This window comes from Sphaerochaeta sp. (genome assembly GCA_022482495.1).
Taxonomy (GTDB): Bacteria; Spirochaetota; Spirochaetia; order Sphaerochaetales; family Sphaerochaetaceae; genus RUG023.
This window is the reverse complement of sequence record JAKVPA010000003.1, coordinates 67,212-94,198: the sequence shown is the minus strand read 5'-3', so window position 1 is coordinate 94,198 and position 26,987 is coordinate 67,212. Positions and strand designations below refer to the sequence as shown.

General features: G+C 54.8%; 26 protein-coding genes and 1 riboswitch. Of the genes, 16 read left to right on the top strand and 10 right to left on the bottom strand.

Going from position 1 to position 26,987, the window contains the following annotated elements; genetic code table 11:
• Positions 1-5: 5 nt before the first annotated feature.
• Complete coding sequence (locus LKE28_04545) at positions 6-212, top strand: hypothetical protein (GenBank protein ID MCH3907520.1); 207 nt, start codon at positions 6-8, stop codon at positions 210-212.
• On the opposite strand, the gene LKE28_04540 is transcribed toward LKE28_04545, so the two are convergent.
• Genes LKE28_04540 through LKE28_04530 form a run of 3 tightly spaced genes read right to left on the bottom strand, consistent with a single transcriptional unit; the run spans position 213 to position 3,994 of the window.
• Positions 213-1,277: an ABC transporter ATP-binding protein gene (locus LKE28_04540; GenBank protein MCH3907519.1), complete on the bottom strand. Its 1,065-nt coding sequence runs from the start codon at positions 1,275-1,277 to the stop codon at positions 213-215.
• On the bottom strand, positions 1,270-2,949 hold the full coding sequence (locus tag LKE28_04535) for an iron ABC transporter permease (protein MCH3907518.1): 1,680 nt from the start codon (positions 2,947-2,949) through the stop codon (positions 1,270-1,272). The genes LKE28_04540 and LKE28_04535 overlap by 8 nt, the downstream gene beginning before the upstream one ends.
• Position 2,950: 1 nt before the next feature.
• A complete protein-coding gene (locus tag LKE28_04530; protein ID MCH3907517.1) occupies positions 2,951-3,994 on the bottom strand; it encodes a thiamine ABC transporter substrate-binding protein in 1,044 nt (347 codons plus the stop codon).
• Between the two features lie 32 nt (positions 3,995-4,026).
• A riboswitch (TPP riboswitch) is annotated at positions 4,027-4,119 on the bottom strand.
• Between the two features lie 73 nt (positions 4,120-4,192).
• On the opposite strand from LKE28_04530, the gene LKE28_04525 reads away from it, so the two are divergent.
• From LKE28_04525 to LKE28_04500, 6 genes are read left to right on the top strand one after another with little or no spacing between them, the layout of a single operon-like run.
• Complete coding sequence (locus LKE28_04525) at positions 4,193-4,912, top strand: hypothetical protein (GenBank protein ID MCH3907516.1); 720 nt, start codon at positions 4,193-4,195, stop codon at positions 4,910-4,912.
• 22 nt (positions 4,913-4,934) lie between these two features.
• Entirely contained in the window at positions 4,935-5,675 is a 741-nt protein-coding gene (locus LKE28_04520) for an NAD(P)H-hydrate dehydratase (protein MCH3907515.1), read from the top strand.
• Entirely contained in the window at positions 5,672-5,866 is a 195-nt protein-coding gene (locus LKE28_04515; GenBank protein MCH3907514.1) for a hypothetical protein, read from the top strand. Before LKE28_04520 ends, LKE28_04515 begins: the two co-directional genes overlap by 4 nt.
• Positions 5,867-5,876: 10 nt before the next feature.
• Complete coding sequence (locus tag LKE28_04510; GenBank protein ID MCH3907513.1) at positions 5,877-6,089, top strand: hypothetical protein; 213 nt, start codon at positions 5,877-5,879, stop codon at positions 6,087-6,089.
• Between the two features lie 8 nt (positions 6,090-6,097).
• The gene (locus LKE28_04505) at positions 6,098-6,508 is read left to right on the top strand and encodes an NUDIX domain-containing protein (protein ID MCH3907512.1); all 411 of its coding nucleotides are present in this window, start codon (positions 6,098-6,100) and stop codon (positions 6,506-6,508) included.
• Between the two features lie 46 nt (positions 6,509-6,554).
• Positions 6,555-7,733, top strand: coding sequence for a glycosyltransferase (locus LKE28_04500; GenBank protein ID MCH3907511.1), 1,179 nt, complete (start codon positions 6,555-6,557; stop codon positions 7,731-7,733).
• 55 nt (positions 7,734-7,788) lie between these two features.
• Here LKE28_04500 and LKE28_04495 read toward each other — a convergent pair whose 3' ends face one another.
• On the bottom strand, positions 7,789-9,084 hold the full coding sequence (locus tag LKE28_04495; protein ID MCH3907510.1) for a glucose-1-phosphate adenylyltransferase: 1,296 nt from the start codon (positions 9,082-9,084) through the stop codon (positions 7,789-7,791).
• A 32-nt stretch (positions 9,085-9,116) separates the two neighbouring features.
• A complete protein-coding gene (gene glgA, locus LKE28_04490; protein ID MCH3907509.1) occupies positions 9,117-10,547 on the bottom strand; it encodes a glycogen synthase GlgA in 1,431 nt (476 codons plus the stop codon).
• A 104-nt stretch (positions 10,548-10,651) separates the two neighbouring features.
• On the opposite strand from glgA, the gene LKE28_04485 reads away from it, so the two are divergent.
• Positions 10,652-12,073, top strand: a complete 1,422-nt coding sequence (locus LKE28_04485; GenBank protein MCH3907508.1) for a hypothetical protein — start codon at positions 10,652-10,654, stop codon at positions 12,071-12,073.
• 33 nt (positions 12,074-12,106) lie between these two features.
• On the opposite strand, the gene LKE28_04480 is transcribed toward LKE28_04485, so the two are convergent.
• From LKE28_04480 to LKE28_04470, 3 genes are all read right to left on the bottom strand, one after another.
• Positions 12,107-13,135 (bottom strand): DbpA RNA binding domain-containing protein, encoded by a 1,029-nt coding sequence (locus tag LKE28_04480; GenBank protein ID MCH3907507.1) that lies wholly within the window; start codon positions 13,133-13,135, stop codon positions 12,107-12,109.
• Positions 13,098-13,907, bottom strand: a complete 810-nt coding sequence (locus tag LKE28_04475; GenBank protein MCH3907506.1) for a DEAD/DEAH box helicase — start codon at positions 13,905-13,907, stop codon at positions 13,098-13,100. The genes LKE28_04480 and LKE28_04475 overlap by 38 nt, the downstream gene beginning before the upstream one ends.
• 158 nt (positions 13,908-14,065) lie before the next feature.
• On the bottom strand, positions 14,066-14,944 hold the full coding sequence (locus LKE28_04470) for an AraC family transcriptional regulator (protein MCH3907505.1): 879 nt from the start codon (positions 14,942-14,944) through the stop codon (positions 14,066-14,068).
• Between the two features lie 139 nt (positions 14,945-15,083).
• On the opposite strand from LKE28_04470, the gene LKE28_04465 reads away from it, so the two are divergent.
• From LKE28_04465 to gnpA, 5 genes are all read left to right on the top strand, one after another.
• Complete coding sequence (locus LKE28_04465) at positions 15,084-16,319, top strand: ABC transporter substrate-binding protein (protein ID MCH3907504.1); 1,236 nt, start codon at positions 15,084-15,086, stop codon at positions 16,317-16,319.
• A gap of 121 nt (positions 16,320-16,440) precedes the next feature.
• Positions 16,441-17,079: a sugar ABC transporter permease gene (locus tag LKE28_04460; protein ID MCH3907503.1), complete on the top strand. Its 639-nt coding sequence runs from the start codon at positions 16,441-16,443 to the stop codon at positions 17,077-17,079.
• Entirely contained in the window at positions 17,076-17,336 is a 261-nt protein-coding gene (locus tag LKE28_04455) for a hypothetical protein (protein MCH3907502.1), read from the top strand. The genes LKE28_04460 and LKE28_04455 overlap by 4 nt, the downstream gene beginning before the upstream one ends.
• A gap of 9 nt (positions 17,337-17,345) precedes the next feature.
• Positions 17,346-18,206 (top strand): carbohydrate ABC transporter permease, encoded by an 861-nt coding sequence (locus tag LKE28_04450; protein MCH3907501.1) that lies wholly within the window; start codon positions 17,346-17,348, stop codon positions 18,204-18,206.
• Between the two features lie 63 nt (positions 18,207-18,269).
• Positions 18,270-20,423: a 1,3-beta-galactosyl-N-acetylhexosamine phosphorylase gene (gnpA, locus tag LKE28_04445; GenBank protein MCH3907500.1), complete on the top strand. Its 2,154-nt coding sequence runs from the start codon at positions 18,270-18,272 to the stop codon at positions 20,421-20,423.
• Positions 20,424-20,426: 3 nt separating this feature from the next.
• On the opposite strand, the gene LKE28_04440 is transcribed toward gnpA, so the two are convergent.
• Both LKE28_04440 and LKE28_04435 read right to left on the bottom strand, forming a co-directional pair.
• On the bottom strand, positions 20,427-21,470 hold the full coding sequence (locus tag LKE28_04440) for a DUF2804 domain-containing protein (protein MCH3907499.1): 1,044 nt from the start codon (positions 21,468-21,470) through the stop codon (positions 20,427-20,429).
• Positions 21,471-21,546: 76 nt separating this feature from the next.
• The gene (locus tag LKE28_04435) at positions 21,547-22,914 is read right to left on the bottom strand and encodes a SurA N-terminal domain-containing protein (protein ID MCH3907498.1); all 1,368 of its coding nucleotides are present in this window, start codon (positions 22,912-22,914) and stop codon (positions 21,547-21,549) included.
• Positions 22,915-22,948: 34 nt separating this feature from the next.
• Here LKE28_04435 and LKE28_04430 point away from each other — a divergent pair, with 34 nt between their 5' ends.
• The 3 genes from LKE28_04430 to LKE28_04420 are packed head-to-tail and all read left to right on the top strand — an operon-like array spanning position 22,949 to position 26,954.
• Positions 22,949-23,374, top strand: a complete 426-nt coding sequence (locus LKE28_04430; protein MCH3907497.1) for a hypothetical protein — start codon at positions 22,949-22,951, stop codon at positions 23,372-23,374.
• A gap of 42 nt (positions 23,375-23,416) precedes the next feature.
• Positions 23,417-25,189 carry a hypothetical protein gene (locus LKE28_04425; protein MCH3907496.1) on the top strand — a complete coding sequence of 591 codons (1,773 nt, stop codon included), beginning with the start codon at positions 23,417-23,419 and terminating at the stop codon, positions 25,187-25,189.
• A 10-nt stretch (positions 25,190-25,199) separates the two neighbouring features.
• Positions 25,200-26,954 (top strand): hypothetical protein, encoded by a 1,755-nt coding sequence (locus tag LKE28_04420; protein ID MCH3907495.1) that lies wholly within the window; start codon positions 25,200-25,202, stop codon positions 26,952-26,954.
• Positions 26,955-26,987: the final 33 nt, after the last annotated feature.

Genomic DNA, 26,987 nt, shown 5'->3' with positions numbered 1-26,987 from the left:
TCATCATGTTTGCCGCATTTTTTCATAAACTCAACGAGAATAATTTGTTGTCCTATCTTGCCAAGATGCGTAATCCCCAGCAAGTCGTCGTCGATCTTCACGCCCAAGGCGTGGATGTCTGCTTTGATCAGGCGGAGCGCCTGTATCATGGCATCCATGAGGAAGGGATGAATGAGGACGACGTCGAGGATATCTGCGGACTTGGCGCGTGATCACAACATGACGGCTTGACCGTCAAGAAACTGGTGGATGTCAAGCAATCGAACCCCAAGGGTGGCGGTACGCCCCTTGGGGCGTCTGTCTGAGATCGCCATGATCTGATACTCGTTCCAATGATACACCAGTTGGTAGAAGCTTCCCTGGAACACACAGGAAGCCAGCGTGGCGTCCTTGAATTCCAGATGGGGAAGAAATTCCGGAAGGGGAAGGAGCGCGTCTGACTGGAGCGTCACCTGTTCGGGACGGAAGAATATGGTCTGTTCCCCGCTTTTCGGGCTGAACACCACATAGTCGTTTCCCTCGCTTGCCAGTGTCTGGGTGATGATGCTGTAGGGGAGCGTGTTGCCTTCTCCCATGAAGGTGGCGGCGAACAGCGTCTTGGGATGGGCGTACAACTCCTCCGGAGACGCGATCTGCTCGATGCTTCCGTGGTTCATCACGATGATGGAATCAGCGATGGCCATCGCTTCGTTCTGGTCATGGGTGACGTACAGCATCGTCACTCCCGTCTCATCGTGGATGCGACGGATCTCCTCCCTGAGGTGTTTGCGCAGTTTGGTGTCCAGCGCGGACAATGGTTCATCCAAAAGCAGCAGTTTCGGTTCGCTCGCCAATGCGCGCGCCAATGCGACGCGTTGCCGTTCCCCGCCGGAAAGCTGGCCGGGTTTGCGTTTCTGAAATCCTGGAAGGGAGACGAGATCCAACAGCGCGCTTACCTTGCGCGTGCGCTCCATCTTGGGGATTTTTCTCAGCTTCATCGGGTAGGCGATGTTGTCCTCCACCGTCATCTGGGGGAACAAAGCGTAATCCTGGAACACCAACGCAACCTGACGCTGTTCCGTCGGAAGGTGGAGGATGTCCGCCCCTTCCAGCGTGATGGATGAACCATTTCCCGGTTTGATCAACCCACTGAGGAGTTGCAACGTGGTGGTTTTTCCGCATCCGGACGGTCCGATGATGCAGGCAAGTTCACCGCGCTTGACGGAGAACGAGACGTCCAACGTGAAGTCAGGATAAGATGCTTTCAGCGTACAGTCGAGACCACGGGTTTCAGGCATGGCGGTTTCCTTTCAATCCCTCGGTGAGAAGAAACACCAGGAGGGACGCGATGATCAAAATGGTGCCGAGGGCGCAAGCCCCCTGATAATTATACGAGCCGATCAACTGGTACATGACGATGGGGAGGGTCACGATGGTGCTGTCCGACAGCGTCAGTGTAGCGTTCAACTCTCCAAGACTCAGCGCGAAGGCGAACATCGCTCCGGTGATCAAACTGTTCTTCAACAGCGGAGCCTCGATCGTCCAGAACGTATACAGCCTGCTGGCTCCCAACGTACGGGCGGCCGCCACATACTGGATGGGGATCTTCCGCGCTTCAGGAATGACGCTCCGGAGCGCGAACGGGATGACAATGACCAGATGGGCCAGCACCACCAACAGATACCCTTTGGTGTGGATGTGTCGGGCAATGAAATAGTAGCCCAGTCCGATGATCACCGAACTGACCGCCATGGGCAGCATGCCAAGCAGTTCCAGACTGGAAGGAAGCCATCCTTTTCCTTTCGCCGCCGCTGCCAGAGAGAGGCTGGCAGGGATGGTCGCCAAAGCGACCACCACGGCGATGGAAAGGCTGTTCTGCAAGGCGATCCATGCGCTCTTCATGTTGTCTTTGCCTGCGATGATGCCGAACAGTTGCCGGTACCAGACAAGACTCCATTGGGACGGCGCGCTACGGCTTGCCGTCATGGTGAAGGAACGGGCCACGACGCTGATGATCGGGCCGAGGACGAAGACCGCCGTCAATACGGAATACAAGATGATCAAGGTTTTCCCCAGGGGGCTGGTAGGCTGTTGCTGGACGACGGAATGGGTGTATTCCTCCTGGGTTTTCAAACGTTTCTGCAACGCGAGGTAGATGACCAGCAACGTGATGGTGACGATCAGGGACATCAAGGCAAGAGCTGCTGCGCCGGGACCGTCCAGGCTCATCCTCGCCTTGCGGTAGATTTCCGTTTCCATGGTGGTGTAGGCGGGGCCTCCGCCCAACACCAGAATGATGGCGAAGCTGTTGTAGCAGAACAGGAACACCAAGGTGCTTGCCGAAAAAAGGGCGGGAAGCAGACGGGGCAGCGTGATGGTGCGGAAAACCGTGCCGCGGGACGCCCCCAAGGTCAGCGCCGCCTGTTCCGGATGCCGGTCCATCTGCTCCCAGTAGGTGGAGACAAGGTTCATGATGACAGGGAAGTTGTAAAACGCGTGGGCAAGGATGATCGCCCGGAGGGAATACAGGATATGGAGTGGCGGCTCATCGGTGTGGAAGAGCACCATCAGGGCGCGATTGAGGATTCCATTGTTTCCATAGAAAATGACAAATCCAAGCACCACCAGGATGGAGGGAAGCACAAACGGAACCGTGGCGACCGCCGTGACGATTTTTTTGCCGGGAAACCGGTAATTGGCAAGGAGATACGCGCCGGGGAGACCGATGGCGGTGGAAGCAAGGGTGGAATACAGTGCCTGCCGGAGGGTGAAGCCCAACACCCTGAGGGTGTACGGCTGGGAAAAGGTCGTCCGTAAGGTGGAGAGGGACAGGTGTCCCTCCCCATCAGTGAACGCTTTCGCGAGCGTGGCGCACAACGGGACCAAGAACAGGAACGCGAGGAGGAGAAACGCAGGGATTCCCATCCATGCGAGCTCTGCTGTCTTGGTCTTGCCGTGTGTGTTGGCCATGTTATTTGGTACTCATCCCCTGTTCCCACAAGGTTAGCCATGTATCCATCTTTTTGGCAAGCGTCGCGGGATCGGTGTACAGATCTTTCGGCGGTTTCGGAGCGTAGGTAAACGCGTCGGGAAGCTTTACCGAACTATTGGTCGGATACATTGAGTTGGTCATGGCGATGTCGATCTGCCCATCGGAGAGCATGTAATCGATGAACGACTTTGCCGCCTCAAGATGGCGGGAGCTCTTCAGGATACCCACGCCTTCGATGGTGGTGTCATGGCCTTCCGGGAAGATCAACGCCTGATAGCGGGTGGTGTTCTCGTACGTCACGTGGTACACCGGGCTGGTGGTGTAGGAGATGACGATCGGCGCCTCACCGCTGGTGAACAGGCCATAGGCGCTGGACCAGCCGTCGGCGATGGTCAACGCGACGTTCTGCATCGCTTTCCACCAATCCATGAAGTGGTCTTCTCCAAACACCTCGATGGTCCAGAGCAACAGACCCTGGCCGACGCTGCTGGTACGGGGATCGATCAAGATCACCTTGCCCTTGTATTTCGGGTCGGTCAGATCCTGCAGGGAATGCGGGACCATGTCCCCGGTGATCTTTTCCGTATCATAGACGAAGGCGAAGTTGCCGTAGTCGTAGGGAAGCAGACGATGGACCGGGTCGAACTGGAGGAACGTCGGGATGTCCTTCAACATCGGGCTTTCGTACGTGGCAAGCAGGTCAGCCTGATAAATCTTCTCGGCCATGGTGGTCGGAATGCCGACGACGACATCCGCTTTGGGATTGTCTTTTTCGCTGATCAGCTTGGTGACCATTTCACCGGTGCTGCCGCAGTCGACCAGATTGACGGTGTACCCCGTCTTCTCTTGGAACGCTTTCGCCAATGATGGGCCGGCACCCCATTCTCCACAGAATGAACTGGACGAGTACACCGTCAGAACATTCCCTTTGGCTCCCTCTTCTTGCGCGGGTTGCGCGGACAGAACCGCCGCGAAGCAAACCATGATGGCAAGAACCGCAAAGAAACCATGATGCTTTTGCATAAGCACCTCCTGTAGTTTTGCCGGGGACTGTATTGTTGATTGTTCTCCACTCCCTACGCTGGTATGATCCAGATCAGGTTATCGGGTATAATCTCAGGCCTTTCAGGCCACCCCCAGGACACTTCAAGCCTAGCGCGGAGGGCCCATCGTGTCAACAAAGCAGTTGACCCCCCATTGGGCGTGGGGTACAGTTGGGGCATGAAGAAGCTGGTGTACTGCTCCCAAATGGAAGCCATCGACCGTGAGACACAGAAGACAATGCTCCCCATCCTGTTGATCGAGCAGGCCGCACTCCGTCTATGGACGCGCGCCAGGGAAGTCTTTCCAGAATTGGATGCGGACAGCAAGCTGGTGTTCCTCTGCGGTGGGGGGAACAATGGAAGCGACGCGTTGGCGGCGGCGCGGTGCGCCGCGTGCGAAGGGTATCGCGACATCACCTGCATTGTGTTGCCACGGGGCAACGAGCTTCACCAAATGGAACAGTTTTTCCTTGAAACCTATCCGGTGAAACTGGTGCATCCGGAAGAAGCTGTTCCGGTGGTGCGGGATGCCGATTTCATCTTCGAAGGGTTGTGCGGCACCGGCTTGAAGAACGCGTTGGGAGGAATGGCAAAAGTACTGGTGGATGAAGCCAATGAAAACCACCACGCGCGGAAGATCGCCATTGACGTCCCCGCGGGGTTGGCGGATGAGCTCCCCTGTTCGGATGCCACGGTCTTCCATGCCGACCTCACCGTGACGATGGGATTGGAGAAAGTGGTGTTCACCCATCCGCTTCTGCGGGCAATATGCGGACGCATCGACGTGGTAAATCCCTGTTTCCCGCTCGCTCGTCTTGAGGCATGCGACACTTCGTTCTTTGAGGCGGATGACTGGGATGTGTTCCCCTTGAAGGGCGTTGCCTTCCGACGCCTATAAGAAAACACGGGGTCATTTGTACGTGTTTGGCGGAAGTTCCCGCTTCCCCGGAGCCGCGCGGCTTTCCTGTCGCGCCGCGTTCCATAGCCGTGCCGGACTGATCACTTGGTATGTGGATGATGATTGTCTCCCCATAGCCGCGTCGGAAAGCCCGTCGGTGATGGTCCGCCGTCTTTCCGATGGATTTGACCTTGCCCCAGCTGACGCGGTGCTGGCCGGTCCGGGGTGGGGCGAGGGAAGGGGGGATTTGCTCCTTCAGATCCTGAAGGCAGGACGTCCCACCGTGCTGGATGCCGATGGCATCCGCGCCTATGCCGCGGTGTGGAAAGAACAAGCGCCGACGCAAGGCCTTCTGGTGATGACCCCTCATCTGGGGGAGCTTGCCGTACTTTCCAAAGCGGTGCTTGGCCTGGATGTCTCCCATGGAAGTATCCGGGAGTTCTTGGAAGGGATCCAGGAGATCGCACGGAAGACAAAGAGCGTGCTGGTCGTCAAAGGCAGCGTGGTGGACGTCGCCACGGCGACGGATGTCACCGTTTTTGATGGCGGCAATCCTTCCCTCGGGGTGGCGGGAAGCGGGGATGTGCTCTCCGGGGTCATCGGCGCGTTGCTCGCCGGCGGCATGTCCGTCAAGGACGCCGCGTTGACAGGTACGGCGCTCCACCAGAAAGCAGGCAGGCGCGCATCGGAGGCGGAAGGATATTATGACAGTGAAGCGTTGATCGCCCTATTGGGACAGGTGGTGCGGGAGGCGGAGCGATGAGCCAGGTGTACTTCCTGGAAATCATTTTCTTGGTGTTCGGGGCGTTGTTGCTCCTCTCTGACTCCCATGGGGTGAAATATCCGTTGCTTTTGTCCCTCCGGTATGGATTTCGGAACAAACGGTGGCTGCGTGTCCTGTTGATCACCATGGGGTGCGCTGCTGACTGTTCTTTCCGCGGTGGTCCCGTATGATCCTGGCCCAATGTTCCTGGGAGACCTTTTGGTGACCATCACCATTTTCATCCTGACGGTGTGGTACATCGCCATGGCGACGCATCCGGTGCGCACCGGGGAAGAGAAGACGGTGTTGGATGAGGCTACCACCTATATCGAACGGAACAAGGATTTCTTTGGTCTGGCGGTGATCATCGTGGCGGTGGTGCATTTCTGCGTGCCGATGCTGGTGTTGCTGTAGGAGGGAACATGGAAGAGCGTATCACGACTGCCGGGGTGTTGGAGAAGGACGGCAGATATCTGGTCGGGCTCCGGATCAAAGGCGGGGCCATCGGGGGGCGATGGGAATTTCCCGGAGGAAAGAACCGGTGGGGCGAGACGGAAGCGGATACCCTCCGGAGGGAATGGATGGAAGAGCTCAATCTGGCCATCACCGTGGGTGAACTGGTCACCGCTTCCGATTTTGTGAACAAGGAAATGTTGTATCATCTCAGGGCCTACGTTGTTTTCTGTAATGACCTCTCTCCCATGACACTTCATTTTCATACCGAAACGCGGTTCCTTTCCCTCGAGGAGATGGAAAACCTGCCGTTCGCACCCAGTGACCGAACCATCATCGCTGCGCTTGCAGAGGCCAAGGGTTCATTGCCAAAGGCGTGACCTTCTGGTATTGTGAAGCGGTTTGGGGAGACCCAAAGGAGTACCTGTGATTATTGGTGAGTTCAACGATTCTTTCCCGCCGTTGATGGATGGTGTGGGCAACGTTGTCAACAATTATCGGAAGGAACTGACTGCGTTAGGAGATACCGTATATGTCGTGACGGGTGGGTATGCCGATGCCGCCGCGTACGACGAAAAGATGGGGTGGGGGGACCGGGTGTTCCGCATGCCGGGGAAAGTGGTCGAACGCCTCAAGCCGTACGGCATCCTGAAGACGCCTCATGAGCTTCGCAAACGACTGATGGACATTCCGTTTGATCTGATCCACGTCCATTGCCCATTTTATTCGGGACGTTTGGGAATGGAGATCGCCAAAGCGAAGCATATTCCGTTGGTCGGGACGTTTCATACCCAGTTCCGCGATGATATCAATGGGTACGTGCATGATTTCAAACCGTTGACCGAGATGGTTGTCCGGTTTGAGATGAAGGTGTATCAGGCGTGTGACGCGGTATGGACGCCAAGCGACGCGACACGGAGAGTGCTTCTTTCCTCGTATTATTGCCATCGCCCCGTAACGGTGATGGAAAACGCCTGTGACATGGTCATTCCGACACCGCAAGAGCTGGAAGCGATGCGCTCCCGTGCGTTTTCCTATGCCCATGTTACGGATGAAGCCCCCATTTTCCTGTACATCGGCCAACATAAGGACTGCAAGAACATTCCGTTGATCCTTGATTCGTTGGATCTCTTGCACCAACAAGGTGTTTCGTTCCAGATGTTGTTCGTCGGGGTTGGCCCCCAGATGGAAGCATACCAAAAGTATGTACAGGAACATGATCTTGCATCCTGTGTGCATTTCCTTGGCAGGATCAGTGACCGTTCCTTGGTCGCTTCCCTGTATGCCATCTCCACGTTGTTCCTGTTTCCTTCCTTGTATGACACTTCCTGTCTGGTGATGCGTGAAGCCGCTTGTTTCCAGGTCCCTGTGGTGTTTATCCGGGGGGCGTGCACTTCGGAAGGCATCGTGGATGGCGAGAACGGATACTTGGCGGAGAACACCCCAGAGTCATTCGGTGGAGCCATCAAACGGGCAATCCTCAATCCGGAAGAACATGACCGAGTGGGAAAGCAAGCCCAAAAAAGCCTGTATCGCAGCTGGACGGAGGTTGGGGGAATTGTCAGGTCCGCGTATCAACAGATCATCCAGGAACACCAAAGATAAAAAAGAAAACGTCCTTGCCTGCTGGCAAGGACGTCAGGAAACAAGAAGGAAAGAGTTACATCACCGTCCCGTTCTTGATGACGGCGTTCTTGTTGATGACGATGATTCCGTCATGGATGGAGTACATCTCGAAATCCCCTTCCTGTCGTGGAATATCGTCGATGCCGATGCGGCACCCGTCACCGATTCGGACGTTCTGGTCGATGATCGCTTTGCGGATGATCGTCCCTTTGCCAATTCCGATGTTGGGGATTCCGTTTCGGGCATTCTCCGCTTTCTGTCCTTCCGTCTCGTAGTACTGGGCGCCCATGCAGTACACGCCATCCAGGCTTGCTCCCGATTCAATGATCGTTCGTACACCGATGATGGAGTTGACGATGTAGGCGTTGGTGATGATCGACCCTTCGGAAGCCAATGAACAGCTGATGTTGCAGAAGTTCATCTTGGTCGCCGGCAGATGACGGCGATGGGTGTAGATCGGCATCTCCTCGTCGTAGAAGTTGAACTGCGGGTTGATGGACGCCAGATCCAGGTTGGTCTCATAGAACGCCTTGATCGTCCCGATGTCTTCCCAGAAGCCGTCGAACAGGAACGCTGCGACTTTCCGGGTTTTGATCACATCCGGGATGATTTCCTTTCCGAAGTCCGTCTTGTCGTTGTTCAGCACTTCCTCCATCGTCTTGGCGTTGAAGATGTAGATGCCCATGCTGGCGAGATACTCATTGGAGCTGTCCACGTTCTTGTGAAGGGCGTTCTGCATCAGCTCCGGCGGCGTCTTGTAGTCGGTGATGTCCAGATCGATCGCCGGTTTCTCGTAGAACTTGGTGATGAATCCATCCTTGTCCGCTCCGATGATGCCCAGTCCGGTCGCCTGGGAACGGGAAATCGGCTTGGCTGCGATGGTCAGCTCGGCGCCGCTTTCGATGTGGCGTTGCAACATTTCCCTGAAATCCATCCGGTACAACTGGTCTCCGGAGAGGATCAGATAGTAGTCCGCTTTCTGGTCATGGAAGTGGACCATGTTCTTCCGTACCGCGTCTGCCGTGCCCTGATACCAGCTTTCGCTGTGATACGTCTGCTCCGCCGCCAGGATCTCAACGAATCCATTGGTGAACGTATCGAAGATGTACGTGTTTGCGATATGGTTGTGGAGTGACGCTGAGTTGAACTGCGTCAGAATATAAATCTGCTTGATGTCACTGTTGATGCAGTTGGAGATCGGAATGTCCACCAACCGGTACTTGCCGGCGAACGGAACGGCTGGTTTGGATCGATCCATCGTCAATGGGTACAGGCGTGTGCCTTTCCCACCTCCCAGAACAATCGCCACGACCCTTTGTTTGTTGCTCATTGATGCTCCTCCTTCTTTCGTTTCCCTATTTCCTATGATACCTCATACAAGGCAAAATAGGAATGAGCAGATCGCTCCCATGAAAAATCGCGTGTCATGGCGCGCGTCCGTAATTTGTCCAATTGTCCATAGAACGAAAGCGCTCGCTCCAACGCCTTCTCGATTTCTTCACCTCGTTGTTCGGTGTACAGGAATCCATCACCTTGGTCAGGGTGTTCGCCCATGTCGACGATACTGTCCGCCAGTCCTCCGGTCCGTCGCGCGACGGGGATCGTGCCATACCGGAGGGAGTACAGCTGGTTGAGGCCGCACGGTTCAAAACGGCTTGGCATCAGGAAGTAATCTGCTCCCGCTTCCACCAAGTGGGCCAGGCGGTTGGAGAACAGGATGTTGACGGAGAGGTTGGGGTAGCGTGATGCGATCTCCACCATCTTGTCTTCCATCTGATTGTCTCCCGTCCCGATGATCACCATCTGGAGGTGGTGGTCCCGCACGATACGCTCCAGAGCGCAGGGGCTGCCGTCCAACAACTCGCGAAAGCCTTTCTGGTCTGCGATTCTGCTGATCATCGCAACCAGCGGGATATCAGGGGCGAGAGGAAGGCCGAACTCCTTCTGCGCTGCCGCTTTGTTGATGGTTTTCCCTTTCAAATCGTTCGCGTCAAAGTGCGCGGGGAGATTGGAATCTGTTTCGGGATTCCAATCCTGGTAATCGATGCCGTTGATGATGCCGCTCAATACGGTCTGTCGCTGTCTGAGAAGGCCGTCGAGTCCGCATCCATACGGTTCGGTGCAGATTTCCTCTGCGTAGGTCGGACTTACCGTGGTGATCCTGTCAGCGAATTCCAATCCCGCCTTCAGCATGTTGCACCGCGCGTTCCGTCCCATACCGAGAAAAAGCTTTGGGTCGGATGGGATGTCCGTCTTCAGGAAATCCAGACGGGAAAAGTCCCCTTGGTAAGCGAGATTATGGATGGTGAAGAAACTTTTGGTCGCCACGAAGAAGGGATCGTGGGAGTTCTTCAGCAGATAGGGGGCGAACCCGGTCGTCCAGTCATGGCAATGGAGCACATCCGGCTTCCACTGCAACGCTTTGCACAGTGCCAACGCCCCCTTGTCCAGGAGCGTGTATCGCTCCAGGTTATCCTCGTAGGGAAGGAACGACGTATCTCCGTAGATTCCCTTCCGCTGGGTGAACCATGGATGGTCGATGAAGTAGTAGGGTACATCTTTGACGGTTTTTGTGCGGAAGCGGACGGTTTCCGTCTGCCCATTGACCGGAATGTCACAGGAGACGCCGGCATCCCGCATTCCGTCCGTATCGATCGATCCATACAGAGGGAGCAGAATCCGCACATCGGCGCCAAGCTGATGGAGCGCGGGACTGAGGGCCCCCACCACGTCGGCGAGCCCCCCTGATTTGCAAAAAGGCACCGCCTCGCTGGAAAGCATCAATACGTTCATAATTTCATCAAACCACCGAACGGGAGTCGCGTCAAGCGAAAAAACGATGAGCGACCTGCCAGCATCCCGTTGACTTTCATCAAGACGCGTCACCAAAATGCAGTGTGACCCAGAAGAAAGATTCGGCGATGGGGAAGTTTTCCGCATCTCTTTTCGCCAATATATTCAATGTATCCATCTCCACGCTCACTGGATTATTGATCCCCAAGCTGATGGGGGCGACGCAGTACGGCTATTGGCAGTTGTATGTGCTGTACATCACCTATATTCCCTATTTCCACTTTGGGTGGGTGGATGGCATGTATCTCAGGGAAGGTGGCCTCCCATACGATCAATTGGACAAGCGAGGCCTTTCCGCCCAGTTCCGTCTGTATTGGCTGTTTGATGTCCTTGTTGCCGTGGGTATCTTGGCCTTGGGATACGCGTTTTCCGGAGGAGAGCGCCACGTGATGCGGTTCGCCGCCATCGCCGCGGTGATTCTTCTCCCCCGTCTGTTTTTCCAATACCTCCTGCAGGCAAGCGGCAGAGTGAAGGAATACGCCGACAATCTGGTGTGGGAGCGGATCATCTGCGCCGTCCTGCAGGTGATCGCGCTTTCGACGGGTCATCGAGGCTATACGGCGATGATCGCCTCTGATCTGGTGGCGAAGTCGGTGACGTTGATCCTGATCCTTGTCACCTGCAAGGATATCGCGTTCGGCACGCCGGGACCGACGAAAAAGGCGCTCGCGGAAACCGGAGAAGATTTCCGCGCAGGAAGCAAACTGACCTTCTCGACGATCAGCGGCATGCTGTTGATCGGCCTGTTGCAGTTCATGGTTGAGCTCAAATGGTCCATCGAAGTGTTTGGCATGGTGAGCTTCGCTTTGGTGTGCGTACAGGGGATACTGGCGTTTCTCGCCCAGATTTCCGTGGTGCTGTTTCCCATCCTGAAGGCGAGCAGTCCCGACCGCTACCCGCTGGTGTTCCATCGTACCGGGTGTTACATCACCAGCTTGTGCACGTTCCTCCTGGTGCTGTTTTTCCCCTTGGAAGCGATACTCCAGTGGATGCTTCCGGAATACCAGACCGGCATCCTGTTTTTGGGCATCATCGTTCCGATGATTCTGTTTGAAGGGCGCAACACGCTGTTGTTGTACACGTTGCTCAAGACGCTCCGCAGGGAGACGGACATGCTGGTCATCAACATCATCATGGCGCTCGCCGCCGTAGGGTTGACCTATCTGTCTGTCTTCGCCCTGCATGATCTGACGTTGGTGGTTTTCAGCACTTTGGCGTTGCTAACGCTCCGTTGCCTGCTCTCCGACCTGTACGTCCAGAAGCGACTCTCCATCACGGCTCCGGGAGAAATGCTGTGCAGTCTGCTCACCGCAGCCGTTTTCCTTGTTTCCTGCCTTGTCATCAAGGGGTGGATGGGAATGGCGGTGTATACCGGCTATGCGGCAGGGTATGGACTCCTCAGGAAAAACGCGTACCACAAGGCCCGCTTGTTTTTCCACGAAGCCAAAACATCGTCGGTGGTATAAACGAACGAGCCGCTTTCCAGCGGCTCGTATGCTTCAACGTTTTCCTTCGGCGTTGCTTTTCCCTTTTCGTTTCCCGCCGGAACGGCGGTCATCACGGCTCCCAAAACGGGGGCGGAACGGTTCATCGTCAAACCTGCGTCTGCCGCCACCACGACGAGCAAGATGCCTGCCGTTGGGGTTGTCCGGCCGCGCTTTGGTGATGATGGGTCGTTGGGAGGGATCCTTGGTGGCGAACGCTTTCAGGACACGCTCCGCCACATCAAGCGGGGCGGAGACAAAACTGAATTCGTCCTGGACGGTGACATCCTGGAAATCCGATTCTCTGGCGCCCACCTGTTCGGTCAGGTAATCCGTCAGCGTCTGCTTGTCCAGGCCATCCTTCTCACCACGGGCGATGAACAGCCGGGTGTAGCCGTCATTCGCTTCACTGGGGGCTTCGTCGTCGTCGCGTCTGCGTCTGTGGTCCTTGCGGTCCGACCTCCCAGAACGATCAAAGCGCGCGTCGACGGTATCCAGATCATGGTACTTGGATTCATCCAGCGCGTCTTTGTAGCAGTATTCCAACAGCGAAGAGACCACTTCCTTGGGGTCATGGTCGGCAAGGAGCTGTTCAGCGATGCCATCATAGACGGAGAAGTCGTGCTCGTCGGAGAGACGGTTCATCATCTCTGACAGGATTCGTGCCCGTTTGGCCGTCACCACCTGAGAGGGATCGGGAACTTCCTCACGCCGGATCTCCGCTTTTGCGACCCGCTGGATGAAGGAAAGTTTGCGGAATTCCCTCGGGGTGATGAACGTGATGGCGGTTCCTGATTTTCCCGCTCGTCCGGTACGTCCGATCCGGTGGATGTATTCCTCCGGGGCTTCCGGGAGCGAGTAGTTGATCACATGGGTGAGGTTCTGGATGTCGATGCCACGGGCGGCGACGTCGGTGGCCACGACGATGGAGATCAAATGCTCCTTCATTTTGCGTAGGATCGCTTCACGAGCCGGCTGGGAGAGATCTCCATGGAGCGCCTCGGCGTCATATCCCGCGGGCCTGCAGCTTCCGTCCGATCTCATCGCACTGGATCTTGGTACGGCAGAAAACAATGCCGTAGAAGTTATCCTCCATGTCGATGATCCGGGTGAGGGCCTCGAACTTGTCTGACTCCCGCACTTCGAAATAGACCTGGTCGGTCAGCACCGGGGTGATGGATTCCTGTTTGACCCGTACGATTTCCGGATCATGCATGAACTTCTCCGCAAGGCGCATGATGGGTGCGGGCATTGTGGCGGAGAAACAGAGCATCCGCTTCTCAGCCGGAGTCTGTTTGAGCACTTCCTCGATGTCGTCGATGAATCCCATGTCCAGCATCTCATCCGCTTCATCAAGCACCATGAACTTCAGCTTGTCCAGCCGAAGCGTGCCCCGGCGCAGGTGATCCAATACACGCCCTGGGGTCCCGACGACCACCTGGACGCCTCGTTGCAGCATGCGGAACTGCAATCCCATGGACGCCCCGCCGTAGATGGCGGCGACTTCCAAGTGGCGGTCTCCCTTCAAGCTGTTGATCTCCTCGGCGTCCTGAACGGCCAGTTCCCTGGTGGGGGCGAGGATCAACGCCTGGACATCGTGGTCGGAAGGATCGACGATCTCCAGGATGGGAAGCCCGAAGGCCGCGGTTTTTCCTGTTCCGGTCTGTGCCTGCCCAATGACATCCACCTTGTTCTTCAACAGCAGGGGGATGCAGGCGGCCTGTATTTTGGTGGGTTCCTCAAAGCCCTTTTCCTTGAGGGCCTGCAAGGTCTGTTCCGACAATCCTAAATCGGCAAAACTCTGTAAATCTGACATCTGGTTTCATTTACTCCAATGTGGTAAGGCGGCACTCCACGCGTCGGATCCGGAGGGAATGCGTCCGGCCATTGCGATGCAACTGTGTATGCGCCCAAGAAATGGTTGCACGCTCACTATAACGGAAACGGTGGGGAATGCCAATTGGGGGACTTCACTTATCCGGTGACCAGGCCGTTGGCAAGCGGACCTTTCTGGTTGATATCCTGGGGGAGGGAACGCTTGCGGTAGGACAGCGGGGTCATGCCGAAGGTCTCCTTGAACCGCTGAGTGAAGTAGCTTGACGAGGAAAACCCAATCTCATTGGCGATCTCCCAGACGCTGATGTTGGTGCTGCCCAACAGGATCTTCGCTTCTTCCAGACGGCGTTCCGAGAGGTATTCCATCGGAGTCATTCCGACGTGATGGTGGAACTCCCTGATCAAATGGTACTTGCTCAGGTAACTCTTCGTAGCGATCTGGTCCAACGTCAGGTTCTCCATGTAGTGGTTGTCGATGAAGTTCTTGGCGTTGGCGATCTCTCTGCGCATGTTGTGGCTTTCAGCAAAACTGAACTCCAGCCGCATCTTCCTCGTCAACGTCACGATGATCTGCAGGAACAGGCTGGCGACCATCAGTTCGTACCCGTTGATCTGGGAATGCATCTCGTGGTACATGGAGACGATCAGGGAATGAATCCGGTCATTGATGTTTCCCAAGTCGTACAACGGGCAATACGAACTGATGTCTTCCGGATCATTTTTGAACAACATGTTGGAGACTCCAAGGACGTAGTATTCCAACGGCTGGTCCGCCGATGATTTCTCCGTGTGCATCAGATTGGGGAGCAACACGATGAAATCCTGCTTCTCCACCGGAAACGATTGGGTCTGGGTGCAGATCTCTCCTTTCCCGCTTTCAATGTAGATGAATTCGGTGAATGCGTGGGAGTGGAGATTGGACGCCCAGTCCTTCTCATATTTCGAGTGGGTGACGTACAATACCTGTGGCATGACAGGCAGGTAGTGGAAGTTGATCATCATTCGATGCGTACTCATGGTGCGAAGTATAGCAGAACAACATGGTGAACGCAATAATTCTAAAAAAGAGGGCAATTAATTGATTGTTCAAGTGGGGAACGGCCCCTACGATATGGAAAAAGTGTGAAAACCCGTAGTGGGGGTAATTGGAGGTACTATGAACAGGAAACGATTGGTTGTCACTGTGGTGCTGTTGATGGCTGCTGCGTGCTTCGCGTTCGCCGCGGGATCCAGCGAAACTACCACGAAAAAAGCGGAAGGTGTCTACAGTGGAGTCACCCTGAATTTCTGGTCGATGTGGAACTCGAATGAGCCGCAGGGGCAGGTGGTCGCCGCCGCCGCAAAGGCGTTTGAGGAAAAGACCGGCGCGAAGATCAACATCGAATGGAAGGGTCGTGACATCAACAAGATCATCGCCACGGCGCTTGAAGCGGGCGAGAACATTGATGTTTTCGAAGAGGATTACCGCCGCATCGGAAACGTCTACAAGAATTACGTATACGATCTGACCGACATGGCCAAGGCAGCCAACTACGATGCCCAGAGCTATGCGTGCTTCAATGAAGAGATCACCAAGTGGGCCGGCTTCCTGGCGGCCATCACCGAGCAGCCGCAGGTCGGAGGCATCTTCTACAACAAGGAAATCTTCAAGAACGCGGGTATCACCATTCCTACCACATGGGATGAGTTCCTGGCCGTCAACCAGAAACTGGTGGACAAAGGGTATGAGCCGATGGCGCTGGACAGCGCGTACGCCGACTTCTTCTTTGGGTACCATCTTGACCGCCGCATCGGACAGGCTGTCACCACGGAACTGGTGAAGAACGGAGGATGGTCGAAGAACGCCGGAGCCGTCGCGGCCGCCCAGGATATCATCGACTACCGCAAGGCCGGCTATCTTGCAGCGGGCGCTCCGGATGAGTTCCCCTCCAGCCAGAACAAGATTGGTCTGACCGGCAAGGTCGCCATGATCGTCTGCGCCAACTATGTCTGCTCCGAGGTGAACAACACCACCGGCGCCAACATCGACTGGGGTATGTTCAACTATCCGACGATTGCCGCTCCCGCGGGCAGTGGTTCCACCAACGCCTATGCCGGCGCCAACTCGTTGGCCATCACCAAGTACAGCAAGAATCCGCAGGCCGCGTTTGACTTCCTGATGCTGCTGACCAGCGGCGAGTATGATCAGAAGATGGCCAACGCCGCCAGCCAGATTCCGGCTGATCCGCGCAACGTCGCCCCCTGCCATCATGAACGGGACGATCGAGACGCTGCAGGCCACCTCTTCTCCGCTTTCCTGGAGCATGGGGCTGAACGCCAACCCGGACATCAAGGCGAACGTCAAGACGAACATCATCGCGCTGTTCGAGGGCAAATTCGCCACCGGCGCTGATTTCGCCAAGGCGATGGACGCTCTGTACAAATAACAGGTTTGATTGGGGAGGGTCGCCATCCGGCGGCCTTCCTCCGTTTGTTTTCGGAAGTACGGCCGACAGGCCGATTGAGGGAATGCCATGCGCAACGACAAAAAGCTGATCATCGGGTTTCTGACACCTTGCATCCTGACGTTGTTCATCATGTACCTGTATCCTGTCGCCAGGACACTGGTGATGAGTTTCTTCAGAATTGAGAGCGTCACCGCGGCAACGTCAACCTGGAGTTTTTATGGACTGGGGAACTATGCGAAGATTTTCCATAGTCCTTCGTTCAAAAGCGCCATGTGGAATATGGTGCGCATCTGGCTGGTCGGTGGCATCCTGACGCTGTCCCTCGCGTTGATCTTCGCCATGATCCTGACCAGCGGCATCCGGTTCAAGAAGTTCTTCCGCGCGGCGATCTACATGCCGAACATCATCAGCGCCGTCGCGCTGGCCACCATGTGGATCCAGTACGTGTTCAACCAGGATTACGGCATGCTCAACCAGATGATCCGTTTCTTCGGCGGGACCGGAGTCAAGTGGCTCGGAACCGACCTGAAGTTCTGGGCGATGTTGTTCTCGTTCATTTTCGGCGCGGTAGGGTACTACATGTTGATCTTCATCAGTGGCATTGAGAAGATCCCCGCCGACATCTACGAGGCGGCGACCGATCGATGGCGCGAGCAAAGTCCAGCAGGCGATGAAGATCACCATGCCGCTTGCTCAAGGGCGTGACGAAGACCAACATCACCTTCTGGAGCATCCATACCACGACGTTCTTCCTCTGGTCGATGATGTTCTCTCCGGTGGATACCGAAGCGGCGACCATCGTCCCTGTCGTCTATCTGTACAATACGGTATTTGGTTCGAAAGGAAACTCCCAACGTGACGCCGGTGCCGGCGCCGCGGTAGGTGTCGTGTTGGCGCTGATCATCGTCGCCATCTATTTCGTCATGAACCGTCTGTTCAAAGACGACGACGTGGAATACTAGGAGGTAGCCATGAAACGATCACCCTATGACCGCATCAATTGGAAACGGGAATTGCATTTTCTTCCCGGATACATCGTGTTGATCGCCTGGATCGCGTTCGCCGCGGCGTTCCTCCTGTGGATCCTCGCCGCAAGCCTGTCCACATCCCGTGAGATTTTCTCGGGAAATGTGTTCGCGTTCAAGACAGGACTCCATTTTGAAAACTACGCCAAGGCGTGGAGACAGCAGAACGTCTCCCGCTTCTTCGGCAACTCATTGCTGTACGCCGTGGTTACCTGCGTCGTCGTGATCTTCATCTCCGCTCCGGCTGCCTATGTGCTTTCCCGGTACAAGTTCTTCTCCAACAAGATGATCCGTTCCAGCCTGATCGTCGCCATGAGCATTCCGGCGGTGATGATCATCATGCCATTGTTCTCCATGACGACCCGCTGGGGCATCAAAGGACGCATCCTGCTGATCGCATTGTACATCTTTTCCCACGTGCCGTACACGACGATTTATCTGTTGAACTTTTTCGCCACGCTGTCCCGAACCTACGAGGAAGCGGCGGCGATCGATGGCTGTCCTCCGGGGAAAACGTTCTGGATCATCATGCTGCCGCTGGTCCAGCCGGCGTTGGTCACCGTGACGATCTTCAACTTCCTTGGGGTGTGGAACGAGTTCTTCATGGCCTTGATCTTCGCCAATACGGAGAAGATGACGCCGGTCGGCGTTGGATTGCTGCAGATCGTCAACGCGATGAAGTATACCGGTGATTACGGTGGCTTGTTCGCCGCGGTGATCATCGTGTTCCTCCCGACGTTCGTCCTGTACCTGTTCCTCTCCGAGCGGATCATCCAGGGGGTGACCGGGGGTGGCATCAAGGGATAACGTTCCGAACGTCCCAATCTATCAGAACAAAAGAAAGCTGACTTGGTCAGCGGGAGTATTGGTGTGAGCAAAATAAACGGAAGGGTCACCATCCCGACGGATGTTGACGTTGTGCCGCAGACAATGGAAATCATGAAACGCTGGGGCGCGGACGCGCTCCGCGACTGTGACGGAACCGACTTTCCTCCCCAACTCAGGGAGACCAAGGCGAAGGTGTACGCCACCTATTATACGACGCGCAAGGACAACGCCTGGGCCAAAGCCAACCCGGACGAAATCCAGCAGATGTATCTGATGACGGGGCACAAGACCTCCCAGGGGTCGGAGCTCCGCATCCATTTGATGGAAGGGCTGTATCCTGACATGCTGAAGGTCAATCCCACCGATCGAAAGAAGTGGTGGGAAGTCATCGACCGGACCACCGGAGAGGTGGTGCCTTTGGACAAATGGTCCTATGACGAGTCGACGGGGGACGTGGTCATCGCCACCGAAGCGTACCACCAGTACACCGTCTCGTTCCTGGCGTTCATCATGTGGGATCCGGTGCACATGTACAACGCCGTGGTCAATGGATGGAAAGGGGTGGAGCGGCAGATCACGTTCGATGTGCGCCAGCCAAAGACGCGGGCCCACGCCATGGAACGCCTCCGGACGTTCATCAAGGAACATCCCTACGTCGATGTGATCCGTTTCACCACATTCTTCCACCTGTTCACGTTGGTTTTCGATGACAAGGCCCGGGAGAAGTACGTGGATTGGTGTGGATACACCGCTTCAGTCAGTCCGTACATCCTCTCGAAATTCGAAAAGGAAGTGGGCTATCCGTTCCGTCCGGAATACCTGATCGACCAGGGGTACTACAACAACCAGTACCGGATCCCTTCCAGAGAATATTTGGATTTTGTCCGCTTCCAGCACAAAGAGGTGTGCGCCCTTGCCAAGGAGATGGTGGACATCACCCATCAGGAAGGAAAAGAGGCGATGATGTTCCTGGGGGACCATTGGATCGGCATCGAGCCGTACATGGACGGGTTCGCCTCCATCGGGTTGGACGCCGTGGTAGGCAGTGTCGGCAACGGCAGCACCCTTCGGTTGATCAGCGACATCCAAGGTGTGAAATACACCGAGGGTCGTTTCCTTCCGTACTTTTTCCCGGATACGTTCCATCAAGGGGGAGACCCGGTGGGGGAGGCAAAACGGAACTGGGTCACCGCCCGGCGCGCCATCCTTCGGAAACCCGTCGACCGTATCGGCTATGGGGGATATCTGAAACTCGCCCTGGAATTCCCTGACTTCATCGATTGCGTCCAGGATATCTGCGACGAGTTCCGGACCTTGTACGACAACATCAAAGGAACCACACCGTTCTGCTTCAAGCGGGTCGCCGTGCTGAACTGTTGGGGAAAAATGCGTTCCTGGGCCGCCCACATGGTCCACCACGCCCTGTACCAGAAACAGAACTACAGTTACGCCGGCATCATCGAAGCGCTTTCCGGCGCCCCGTTTGATGTGCGGTTCATCAACTTCGATGATATCCGCCAAAACCCTGATCTGCTGAAGGATATCGATGTGATCATCAACGTCGGGGACGCCGACACCGCCCACACCGGCGGGGACGCCTGGTGTGATCCTTTGGTCATCTCCGCCATCCGTGGTTTTATCGCCAACGGCGGGGGATTCATCGGGGTGGGGGAACCGACCGGGCACCCGTGGCAGGGACGGTTCTTCCAGCTCTCCGATGCGCTTGGGGTGGAGAAGGAGACGGGATTCACGTTGGGCTACGACAAGTACAACTGGGAGGAGCATCCCCACTTTATTACGGAAGACATCCAGGAACCCATCAATTTCGGGGAAGGGAAGAAAAACATCTACGCGCTTCCTGGTACCGAAATCGTCGTGCAACGGGGCAAAGAGGTGCAACTCGCCGTCAACGAATACGGCTGTGGACGTTGTGTCTATCTCAGCGGACTGCCGTACTCATTTGCCAACAACCGGTTGCTGCATCGCGCCATCCTCTGGGCATCCCATGGGGAAGGCGCGCTCCACACGTGGTTCAGTGAGAACCCCAACGTGGAGGTGCACGCCTACGTGAAAAACGGGAAGTACAGTGTGGTGAACAACACCTACCAGAGCCAGCACACCGTGGTGTACCGGGGTGATGGCTCCTCCTTTCCGTTGGATCTGGAGGAGAACGGAATTCGTTGGTTTGAAATCTGACGGTTACCATCGGTTGAACACATCCTCGGCGAAACCGGGGAACTGTTCCAGCGTGATGACTCTGCCGTCATCCAGAATGGCTTGTCCGTCAAAGAAACCGAACACTTGATGCTGGACCGATTTGACCACCAGCGCGTTGATGTCGCTCTGCCGGTCATAGCGGGGCGTGAAGGTCAGCTCCAACCGTTGGTCGTCGCTTGTGAACGTCCATGGCTTGAGATAGGAATCGGAGGGGATGTGGAACGCCACGTCCCCGAGTTTGTGGATGATGCCGTTGTGGATCAGCACGTTCTCCGACGCCGGAGTGCGGTCTGAGAATCCGTATCCCAGATTGAAGCCGAACGGGATGCCGTCGACCAGGCCGGATGCGGAGCTCCAGTACCACCGGTTTTGGTACGTCCAGCGACCCCGTCCCCAGTCAAGCACGCCCCACGCGCTGCCATCCTGTTCGATTTGCTCCGCAACGCCGCCTCTTCGGATGGTTCCACTTGCTTCCATGCAGTTGATCTTCTCATTCAGGTAGAAGGCCTTGCGGTTTTCTTTCCAGCTGGTGACGATGTTCATCGACTCCAACCCGTTGGGTTGTTCCAGTGTCAGGTCGCAATCCAGCCCGACGCTTCCATCGGGAAGGACCAGGGACGGACAGGCGAAGAGCAGATGGCGTTTGCCTTTCCTTGTGATGAACGCCAAGCGGAGGTTATGGTTGGACCAGGAAAGATCCTGGTCCTCCCGGGAACTGTTCTTGAACCCCAACTTTCCGAAGGTGAACGGAATAACGGCGCTCCTCTGGGCTCCTTTGCCCGTCTGGTAATCAATATAGGCGATGGCGAACATCCCGCAGTATCCCATGTCACTCATTGTCGCCGTCACGCAATATGCTTTCCGTTGGTTGGTGATGGCGTAGTATTCCCATTCCTTGATACGCCAGGAAGAGGTGTGGATTTGCCCACGGTCGTACCGCCATACCGGCCTTCTGGCCCATCCTTCCTCAATGACCCGTCCTTTCACATCCAACAAATCCACCGGTTTCGTCACTTCATGCTGCATGGAGGTATTCTACGATGCATGCAGGGAAAAAGAAAGGCGGTCATTGCTGACCGCCTGAACCTTTCCAAGAGAAAAATCACGTGGAAGATGTGGTGCCCTGCCCAAGAATGTCCGTCAGGAAGACCGTCAGGAAGTTGTCCTTGAACTGGTCACTGTGCATGAAGGATTCGATCAAATCCTGCTGGGCGTACATCGCAGCGTAATACTTGTACAGCGCCGTCAGATAGGAATTGCCACTGCTGCTCTCATCCCCCACTTTGACGACCACGGTGGAAGAACCCGCTTCAAACGGATCCAGCACGGTACCAGTCTCTGAGGTGTACATTTTCTTGACGGTATCGGTGTCCGCGTAGGTGAGCATTCCATTGGGATCGGTGGTGCTGAACGAGCTGAGATAGCCGCTGGCTCCCACATTCATCGGGGTGGTGGTCACATCGGTGACCGTCACGCCGTCTTTGGAAGCCGCGGTGGCGAAGTCACTCGCTTTTGCGTCCGCCACAAACGAGGCGGCTTTGGTCTTCAGGTAATCGGTGATGATCTGGCTGTCATACAGGGACATGTAGGTCTTCACCATGGCAAGCAACGTGGGATCGGTGTAATCCGGTTGGACGGGAGCTGCGTTCACCCGGTAAATCGTCCAGGAACTGGTGCCTTCCACCGGTCCGATGGGCTTGCCAACCTCAGCGGCGAACAACTGCTGGGCGTCATCCGGATTCTTGAAATTGGACTGGATCTGGAAGAAGTACAGGTTCCCGATCTTCCCGTTGGCGGCGGCGGACGAATCCTTGCTCTCGGAAAGAGCCGCTTCTTCGAATGTCTTGTCTCCGTTGTTGATGGAATCCAAAATGGCCTGGGCGGACTCTTTGGAATCCGTGGTGATGACGGAGAGGTCAAGGGTGTAGAACAGCTGAGGGTTCTTCAACGCGTACGCCGCTGCTTCTTCATCAGGGTAGAGAGATGCGTCAAACGTGGCATACTGGAACGTCCGGCTGTTGTCCGCCATGGCGGCGACATAATCCTGCTCGGCGTTCGAGGTGAGTACGGTGCTGATGTCATTGTAAACGATGGAAGGTGCCAAGGACTCCCTGACGCTCTTCTCGATGCTGGCCTTCTGCTCGGTGGTCGCTTTGTTGTATGTCGCGGCGTCAAACTTGCCATCTACGTTATAGTATCCCGAATCAATGATCCTGCGGTTGACAACGGCGTTGCTGGCGATGATGCCGGCTTTCTTGGCCATCTGGTTCAACGCGGTGTAGATCACCGTGCTGTCATAGGCATTCTTCCAAATCTGGTAGGCGACCTGCTCGGCGCTGGTGTTCGCGCTGGTCTTGTACTGGTTGGCGTAGTTCTGGTACTGCTCATAGAAGTAGTTGCCATAGGCGTATTCGATCTTTTCCTTGCCATAGGTGCCGAAGACCAAACCGCCACCTTGTTTCGGTCCCATGACCGCTTCAATCGTGGGGGCTAAGACAAAGGATATGGAAATCAAGATCAGGACGATGATGCCCGAACCACCATCCGATGGAAAGTTTCCGTTTGGGTTTTGCGAACGCAACCGTCTTGCCTGTTTTGTCCTGTTTGCCGGTATTTCCCGTCGCGTTGGTTTTCGTCAGGTTTGTGGCTGTTGCTTTCTTTTCTGCGTCCTGCGCAGGTTTTTTCTCGTCATTGGAAGGCATATGGACCTCTATGTTGTAAAGTTACCGCTTCTGCGGACATACAATGAGAAAAATACCATCAATGAGAGATACCTGTCAATTGAAATAGGGCTTGCCATGACTTGGTGCTCTGTAAAAAGCGAAAACCCAAGAAGGCGAAGGGAAAAGGGAGTTTTTCCTGATTTATCGACAGATGTTGCAAGAGTAGTCTATAATGGCAAAGAAATTTGTTTGGTGCCTAGGAAATGAGCATCGTTATGAACGATAAGACAGAGAGGAAAAGAGAAGCGTATGAAGCGAACGTTTTTATTTCTGTGTGGTATCGTGCTTGCCATAAGCGCTGAAACGCTTTTCGCTGCGAGATACGTTTCCGTTCCGGTCGATTCACGCGTGTACCAGATCATGGATAATGCCGTCGCGAAAGGCGTGATTTCTCAGATTCCCAATATACGTCCTTATACGGCGAATGACGCGATCAGATATCTTGAAGAGATCTCCCAGTCAGATTTGATCACGGAAAAAGAACGGAGTGATGTCCGGTTCTGGATCAATGAGTTGGAACGGCAGTATGGTTCAAATGAAATTCCCAACCAAAATGTGTGGCGTCAGGGGTTTTATCGGTTCAACGACGAACGATTTCAGTCAAACGTAACGATTGGCGCGCGTTTCGCGGTTCAGGAAACCGGTGGCACCTTGTTGGAAAATCCCTCGTTCGCCTACGACAGCCGCAATGCCGTCACTGCCTACCTGAAAGGTGATTTGGGCACCCACCTCAGCTATTCGATGGATTTTACCTTCCGCGTGGATCGTCTGGATGACAGCGTGTTCCTCCCCAGTGAGTTTTCCATTCCCGCCGAAGGATTTTACCAGTACCTCAAATGGGTACAAGAAGGAACCGCCCAATCATTGCCCATGGCGGGATTCGCCAACAGCAATTCCATGTCTCCCGAATTCGTGGGAAGCTTCTTGGATTCCCGCTTGATCGTCCGATTTGCCTCCATCCCGCGAGACTGGGGTCCTGGTTTGGGTAACCTGTTGCTCTCAGGAACCGCCCGTTCCTTTGATGGAGTGGATGCCATCTTCTCCTTTGCCCCGAATCTTCGGATGGGGTTTGTGACAGGATCGTTGGGCGTTTTCAATATGACGGATAATGGGAATGAGACGGTTGTTGATTATACCAGGTCGGAATCCCTTACCTATCAGAATAATTATTCCGCACACCGTGTCGAATGGGATGTCACGCCACATTTTACCCTTGGGGTAAGTGAAGGGGTGGTGTATCGGCGTCGGTTGCTGTTCGGGTACCTCAATCCGTTTTCTGTCTATTATATCGTGCAGGGTGCTGATGGCGACCGTGATAATTGCATCGCATCCATGGATTTCCAATATACGCTTCCTGGGATTGCGAGGATGTACGGTTCCTTTGTCGCCACTGAGGTGAGCGCATATGGGGGATTCGGGAAGATCCTGGTTAATCCACGGAATGCGATTGGACTACAGGGTGGGATGGATATTCCTCTGAATGTGGGTTCCTTTACGACACTGACCGCCCAAATAACCTATCTTTCCCCATTTGTATATACCCACTATCTCAACAAGGATGATGACGATGCTGATTATTCCACGACATATATCAATAAAGGACAGGCTCTCGGCTATTCGCTTAGCCAGAATACCATCGAGTATCTGCTTGGCCTGAGGACAAGCCTCGCTGAGGGGCTGACCGGTAAGACGACGGTGAAGTTGCAGCAGCGAAGTTATCAGTATGGAAAATCAAATTTGAGTACGGATTTTGATTACGACAGTGACGATTTGTATGCCTATGAGGATTTCTTCGCTTTCATTGGCAACTACAAGCTTTCTCTTGAGCTTGGGCTTGAGAAACAGTTCTCATCGTTCCCCCTGACAATTAGTGGATCTCTTCGTTTCCAGTCGGAATGGGACAGACCGATTACAAATGAGAGCAATGATCAGAACAAATATGGATATACCACAGAACTCGGGGCTTGGGCGTCACCTGTATTCGGCCTGTATGGAACGATTGGGGTGAAGTTGTACTATTAGGGGAGGGAATATGAGACGAATCGTGCGGGTCTGTCTGGTTATATCGTTGCTCTCCGCCACAGTTCTTTGGGCCGCGACGCCCCAGCAGATCATTCCGCTGTCAAATCCCCTGTATGACGATGTCGACACGCTCTACCTCCTGACAGGACTCCCTGCCGCTTCCTGGAGTCGGCCGTGGACGGTCACCGAAACCCGGATGATCATGGATCGTCTCCCCGCGATATTGACTCCTGAGGCTGAGCGTATCCGTGACCGAGTCATGCAGACGCTTGACGAGCAGCCCAAATGGAAGCTGGATGATTCCACCTCTCTCAGTTTGCATCTGGATGCCAATCTGGAAGGGTATTTCCATACCAATACGGAAGATTACACGTCGTATTTGGATTGGAACTACAGCTATACGGATCGTCAGCCAATGCTCCGCGCCCGATTGGACGCCAGTTTCTTTGATCACGTATATCTGGGAATGGAAGCACAGTATGGGTATGGGCTGACAGCACGGCAGGCGTACGATTCTCAAAATGGAGAGGATGCCGCATTTCATACGTTCAACGCATCGTCAACGGAGAATGTTGGGGCCTACACAACAGAAAATACGGATTTAGTCGGAACCATTACTCCAAGCTTTCCTGGTTTGCGTATTTCCCTGTACCAGCATATGTTCCAGTCAAATGTGATGCTCAGTCCCAATGACTGGGAGTACACATGGCCAAAACGGGCGGTGTTTTCGTTCGGCGGAAACCACTGGAACATCAATCTTAGCAGGGACAAGCTCTCTTGGGGAAACTCGCGGATCGGGAATTTCATGTATGACAACCATCTGGATTTCATGGATTATCTCCGGTTCAGCCTGTTTTCCCAAAACTTCAAATTTGATACAGTCTATGGATTTTATACACCGTACCCAATGAATTATTCAGGTACAACGTGGAATGGAATTGAAACGGGTATCCGTATGATGCTCAGTCATCGGTTGGAGTTCACTTGGTGGGAAAAGGTGAAATTCACCATATCCGAGGCGTTGATGTATTACAACAGCAATGGGTCGTTGAATGCCAGTTACCTCAATCCTTCCTTGATCTTCCATAATCTCTCCGATTCCAATCTGTTTAATTCCCTCCTTACGGTGGAATTGGACTATACGTTCACGCCTGGGTGGAGCTTATATGCCCAATTCTGTATGGATCAGGCGACAGCCATTAATGAGGAAGGTGGAAACAACGATCCTGCCGCCGGAGGGCTTTCCCTTGGAGCGCGGCATGCCAAGGAATTGGGAGGCGGCCTCTATACCACCGACGTGGAACTGGTTGGGACGCTTCCCGCATTGTATCGACGGGAAGGGATTGACTTTATCATTGCCCAACGGCGTATCAGATTGGTGAGGGGTGTTGATGAGAACGCGTATTACTATTTATATGATTACTTGGGTTTCCCCTATGGTGGTGATGCGTTGGCGTTGCAATGGCGTAATGTCTGGAGTAAGGGAAATCTGAAACTGGAAGGGACCCTGTTCTCCATGGTGCATGGGGAGATCAACATGTTTTCTTCCTGGGAAGAGGTAAAGGCCGCGACGTTCCTCTCCGATGACCTGCTTTGGACGAATATGCTTTCCTTCCAATCCACCTACACGTGGAAACCCTGGCATCTTACCTTGATCGGGAGGATGGATTTGATCGGGAAAACCACCTATGTCGCGGATTCTCAGACCTTGGATGGATTTTCGTTTGACGCGCAATTCGTGGGAAGTGTCCGGTATTCTTGGTAATCATTTCCTTGTGCAGAATTGACTGTTTTTCTT

Excerpts from the sequence above, each read along its gene's own strand:
- LKE28_04545 (MCH3907520.1), top strand. The coding sequence starts at position 6 with ATGTTTGCCGCATTTTTTCATAAACTCAACGAGAATAATTTGTTGTCC.
- LKE28_04540 (MCH3907519.1), bottom strand. The coding sequence starts at position 1,277 with ATGCCTGAAACCCGTGGTCTCGACTGTACGCTGAAAGCATCTTATCCT.
- LKE28_04495 (MCH3907510.1), bottom strand. The coding sequence starts at position 9,084 with ATGAGCAACAAACAAAGGGTCGTGGCGATTGTTCTGGGAGGTGGGAAA.
- LKE28_04420 (MCH3907495.1), top strand. The coding sequence starts at position 25,200 with ATGAGACGAATCGTGCGGGTCTGTCTGGTTATATCGTTGCTCTCCGCC.
- LKE28_04470 (MCH3907505.1), bottom strand. The coding sequence starts at position 14,944 with ATGAGTACGCATCGAATGATGATCAACTTCCACTACCTGCCTGTCATG.
- LKE28_04515 (MCH3907514.1), top strand. The coding sequence starts at position 5,672 with ATGAGCCAGGTGTACTTCCTGGAAATCATTTTCTTGGTGTTCGGGGCG.
- LKE28_04475 (MCH3907506.1), bottom strand. The coding sequence starts at position 13,907 with ATGTCAGATTTACAGAGTTTTGCCGATTTAGGATTGTCGGAACAGACC.
- LKE28_04450 (MCH3907501.1), top strand. The coding sequence starts at position 17,346 with ATGAAACGATCACCCTATGACCGCATCAATTGGAAACGGGAATTGCAT.
- LKE28_04535 (MCH3907518.1), bottom strand. The coding sequence starts at position 2,949 with ATGGCCAACACACACGGCAAGACCAAGACAGCAGAGCTCGCATGGATG.
- LKE28_04465 (MCH3907504.1), top strand. The coding sequence starts at position 15,084 with ATGAACAGGAAACGATTGGTTGTCACTGTGGTGCTGTTGATGGCTGCT.
- LKE28_04530 (MCH3907517.1), bottom strand. The coding sequence starts at position 3,994 with ATGCAAAAGCATCATGGTTTCTTTGCGGTTCTTGCCATCATGGTTTGC.
- LKE28_04525 (MCH3907516.1), top strand. The coding sequence starts at position 4,193 with ATGAAGAAGCTGGTGTACTGCTCCCAAATGGAAGCCATCGACCGTGAG.
- LKE28_04435 (MCH3907498.1), bottom strand. The coding sequence starts at position 22,914 with ATGGGACCGAAACAAGGTGGCGGTTTGGTCTTCGGCACCTATGGCAAG.
- LKE28_04460 (MCH3907503.1), top strand. The coding sequence starts at position 16,441 with ATGCGCAACGACAAAAAGCTGATCATCGGGTTTCTGACACCTTGCATC.
- LKE28_04480 (MCH3907507.1), bottom strand. The coding sequence starts at position 13,135 with ATGAGATCGGACGGAAGCTGCAGGCCCGCGGGATATGACGCCGAGGCG.
- LKE28_04510 (MCH3907513.1), top strand. The coding sequence starts at position 5,877 with ATGTTCCTGGGAGACCTTTTGGTGACCATCACCATTTTCATCCTGACG.
- LKE28_04505 (MCH3907512.1), top strand. The coding sequence starts at position 6,098 with ATGGAAGAGCGTATCACGACTGCCGGGGTGTTGGAGAAGGACGGCAGA.
- LKE28_04440 (MCH3907499.1), bottom strand. The coding sequence starts at position 21,470 with ATGCAGCATGAAGTGACGAAACCGGTGGATTTGTTGGATGTGAAAGGA.
- glgA (MCH3907509.1), bottom strand. The coding sequence starts at position 10,547 with ATGAACGTATTGATGCTTTCCAGCGAGGCGGTGCCTTTTTGCAAATCA.
- LKE28_04425 (MCH3907496.1), top strand. The coding sequence starts at position 23,417 with ATGAAGCGAACGTTTTTATTTCTGTGTGGTATCGTGCTTGCCATAAGC.
- LKE28_04430 (MCH3907497.1), top strand. The coding sequence starts at position 22,949 with ATGGAAATCAAGATCAGGACGATGATGCCCGAACCACCATCCGATGGA.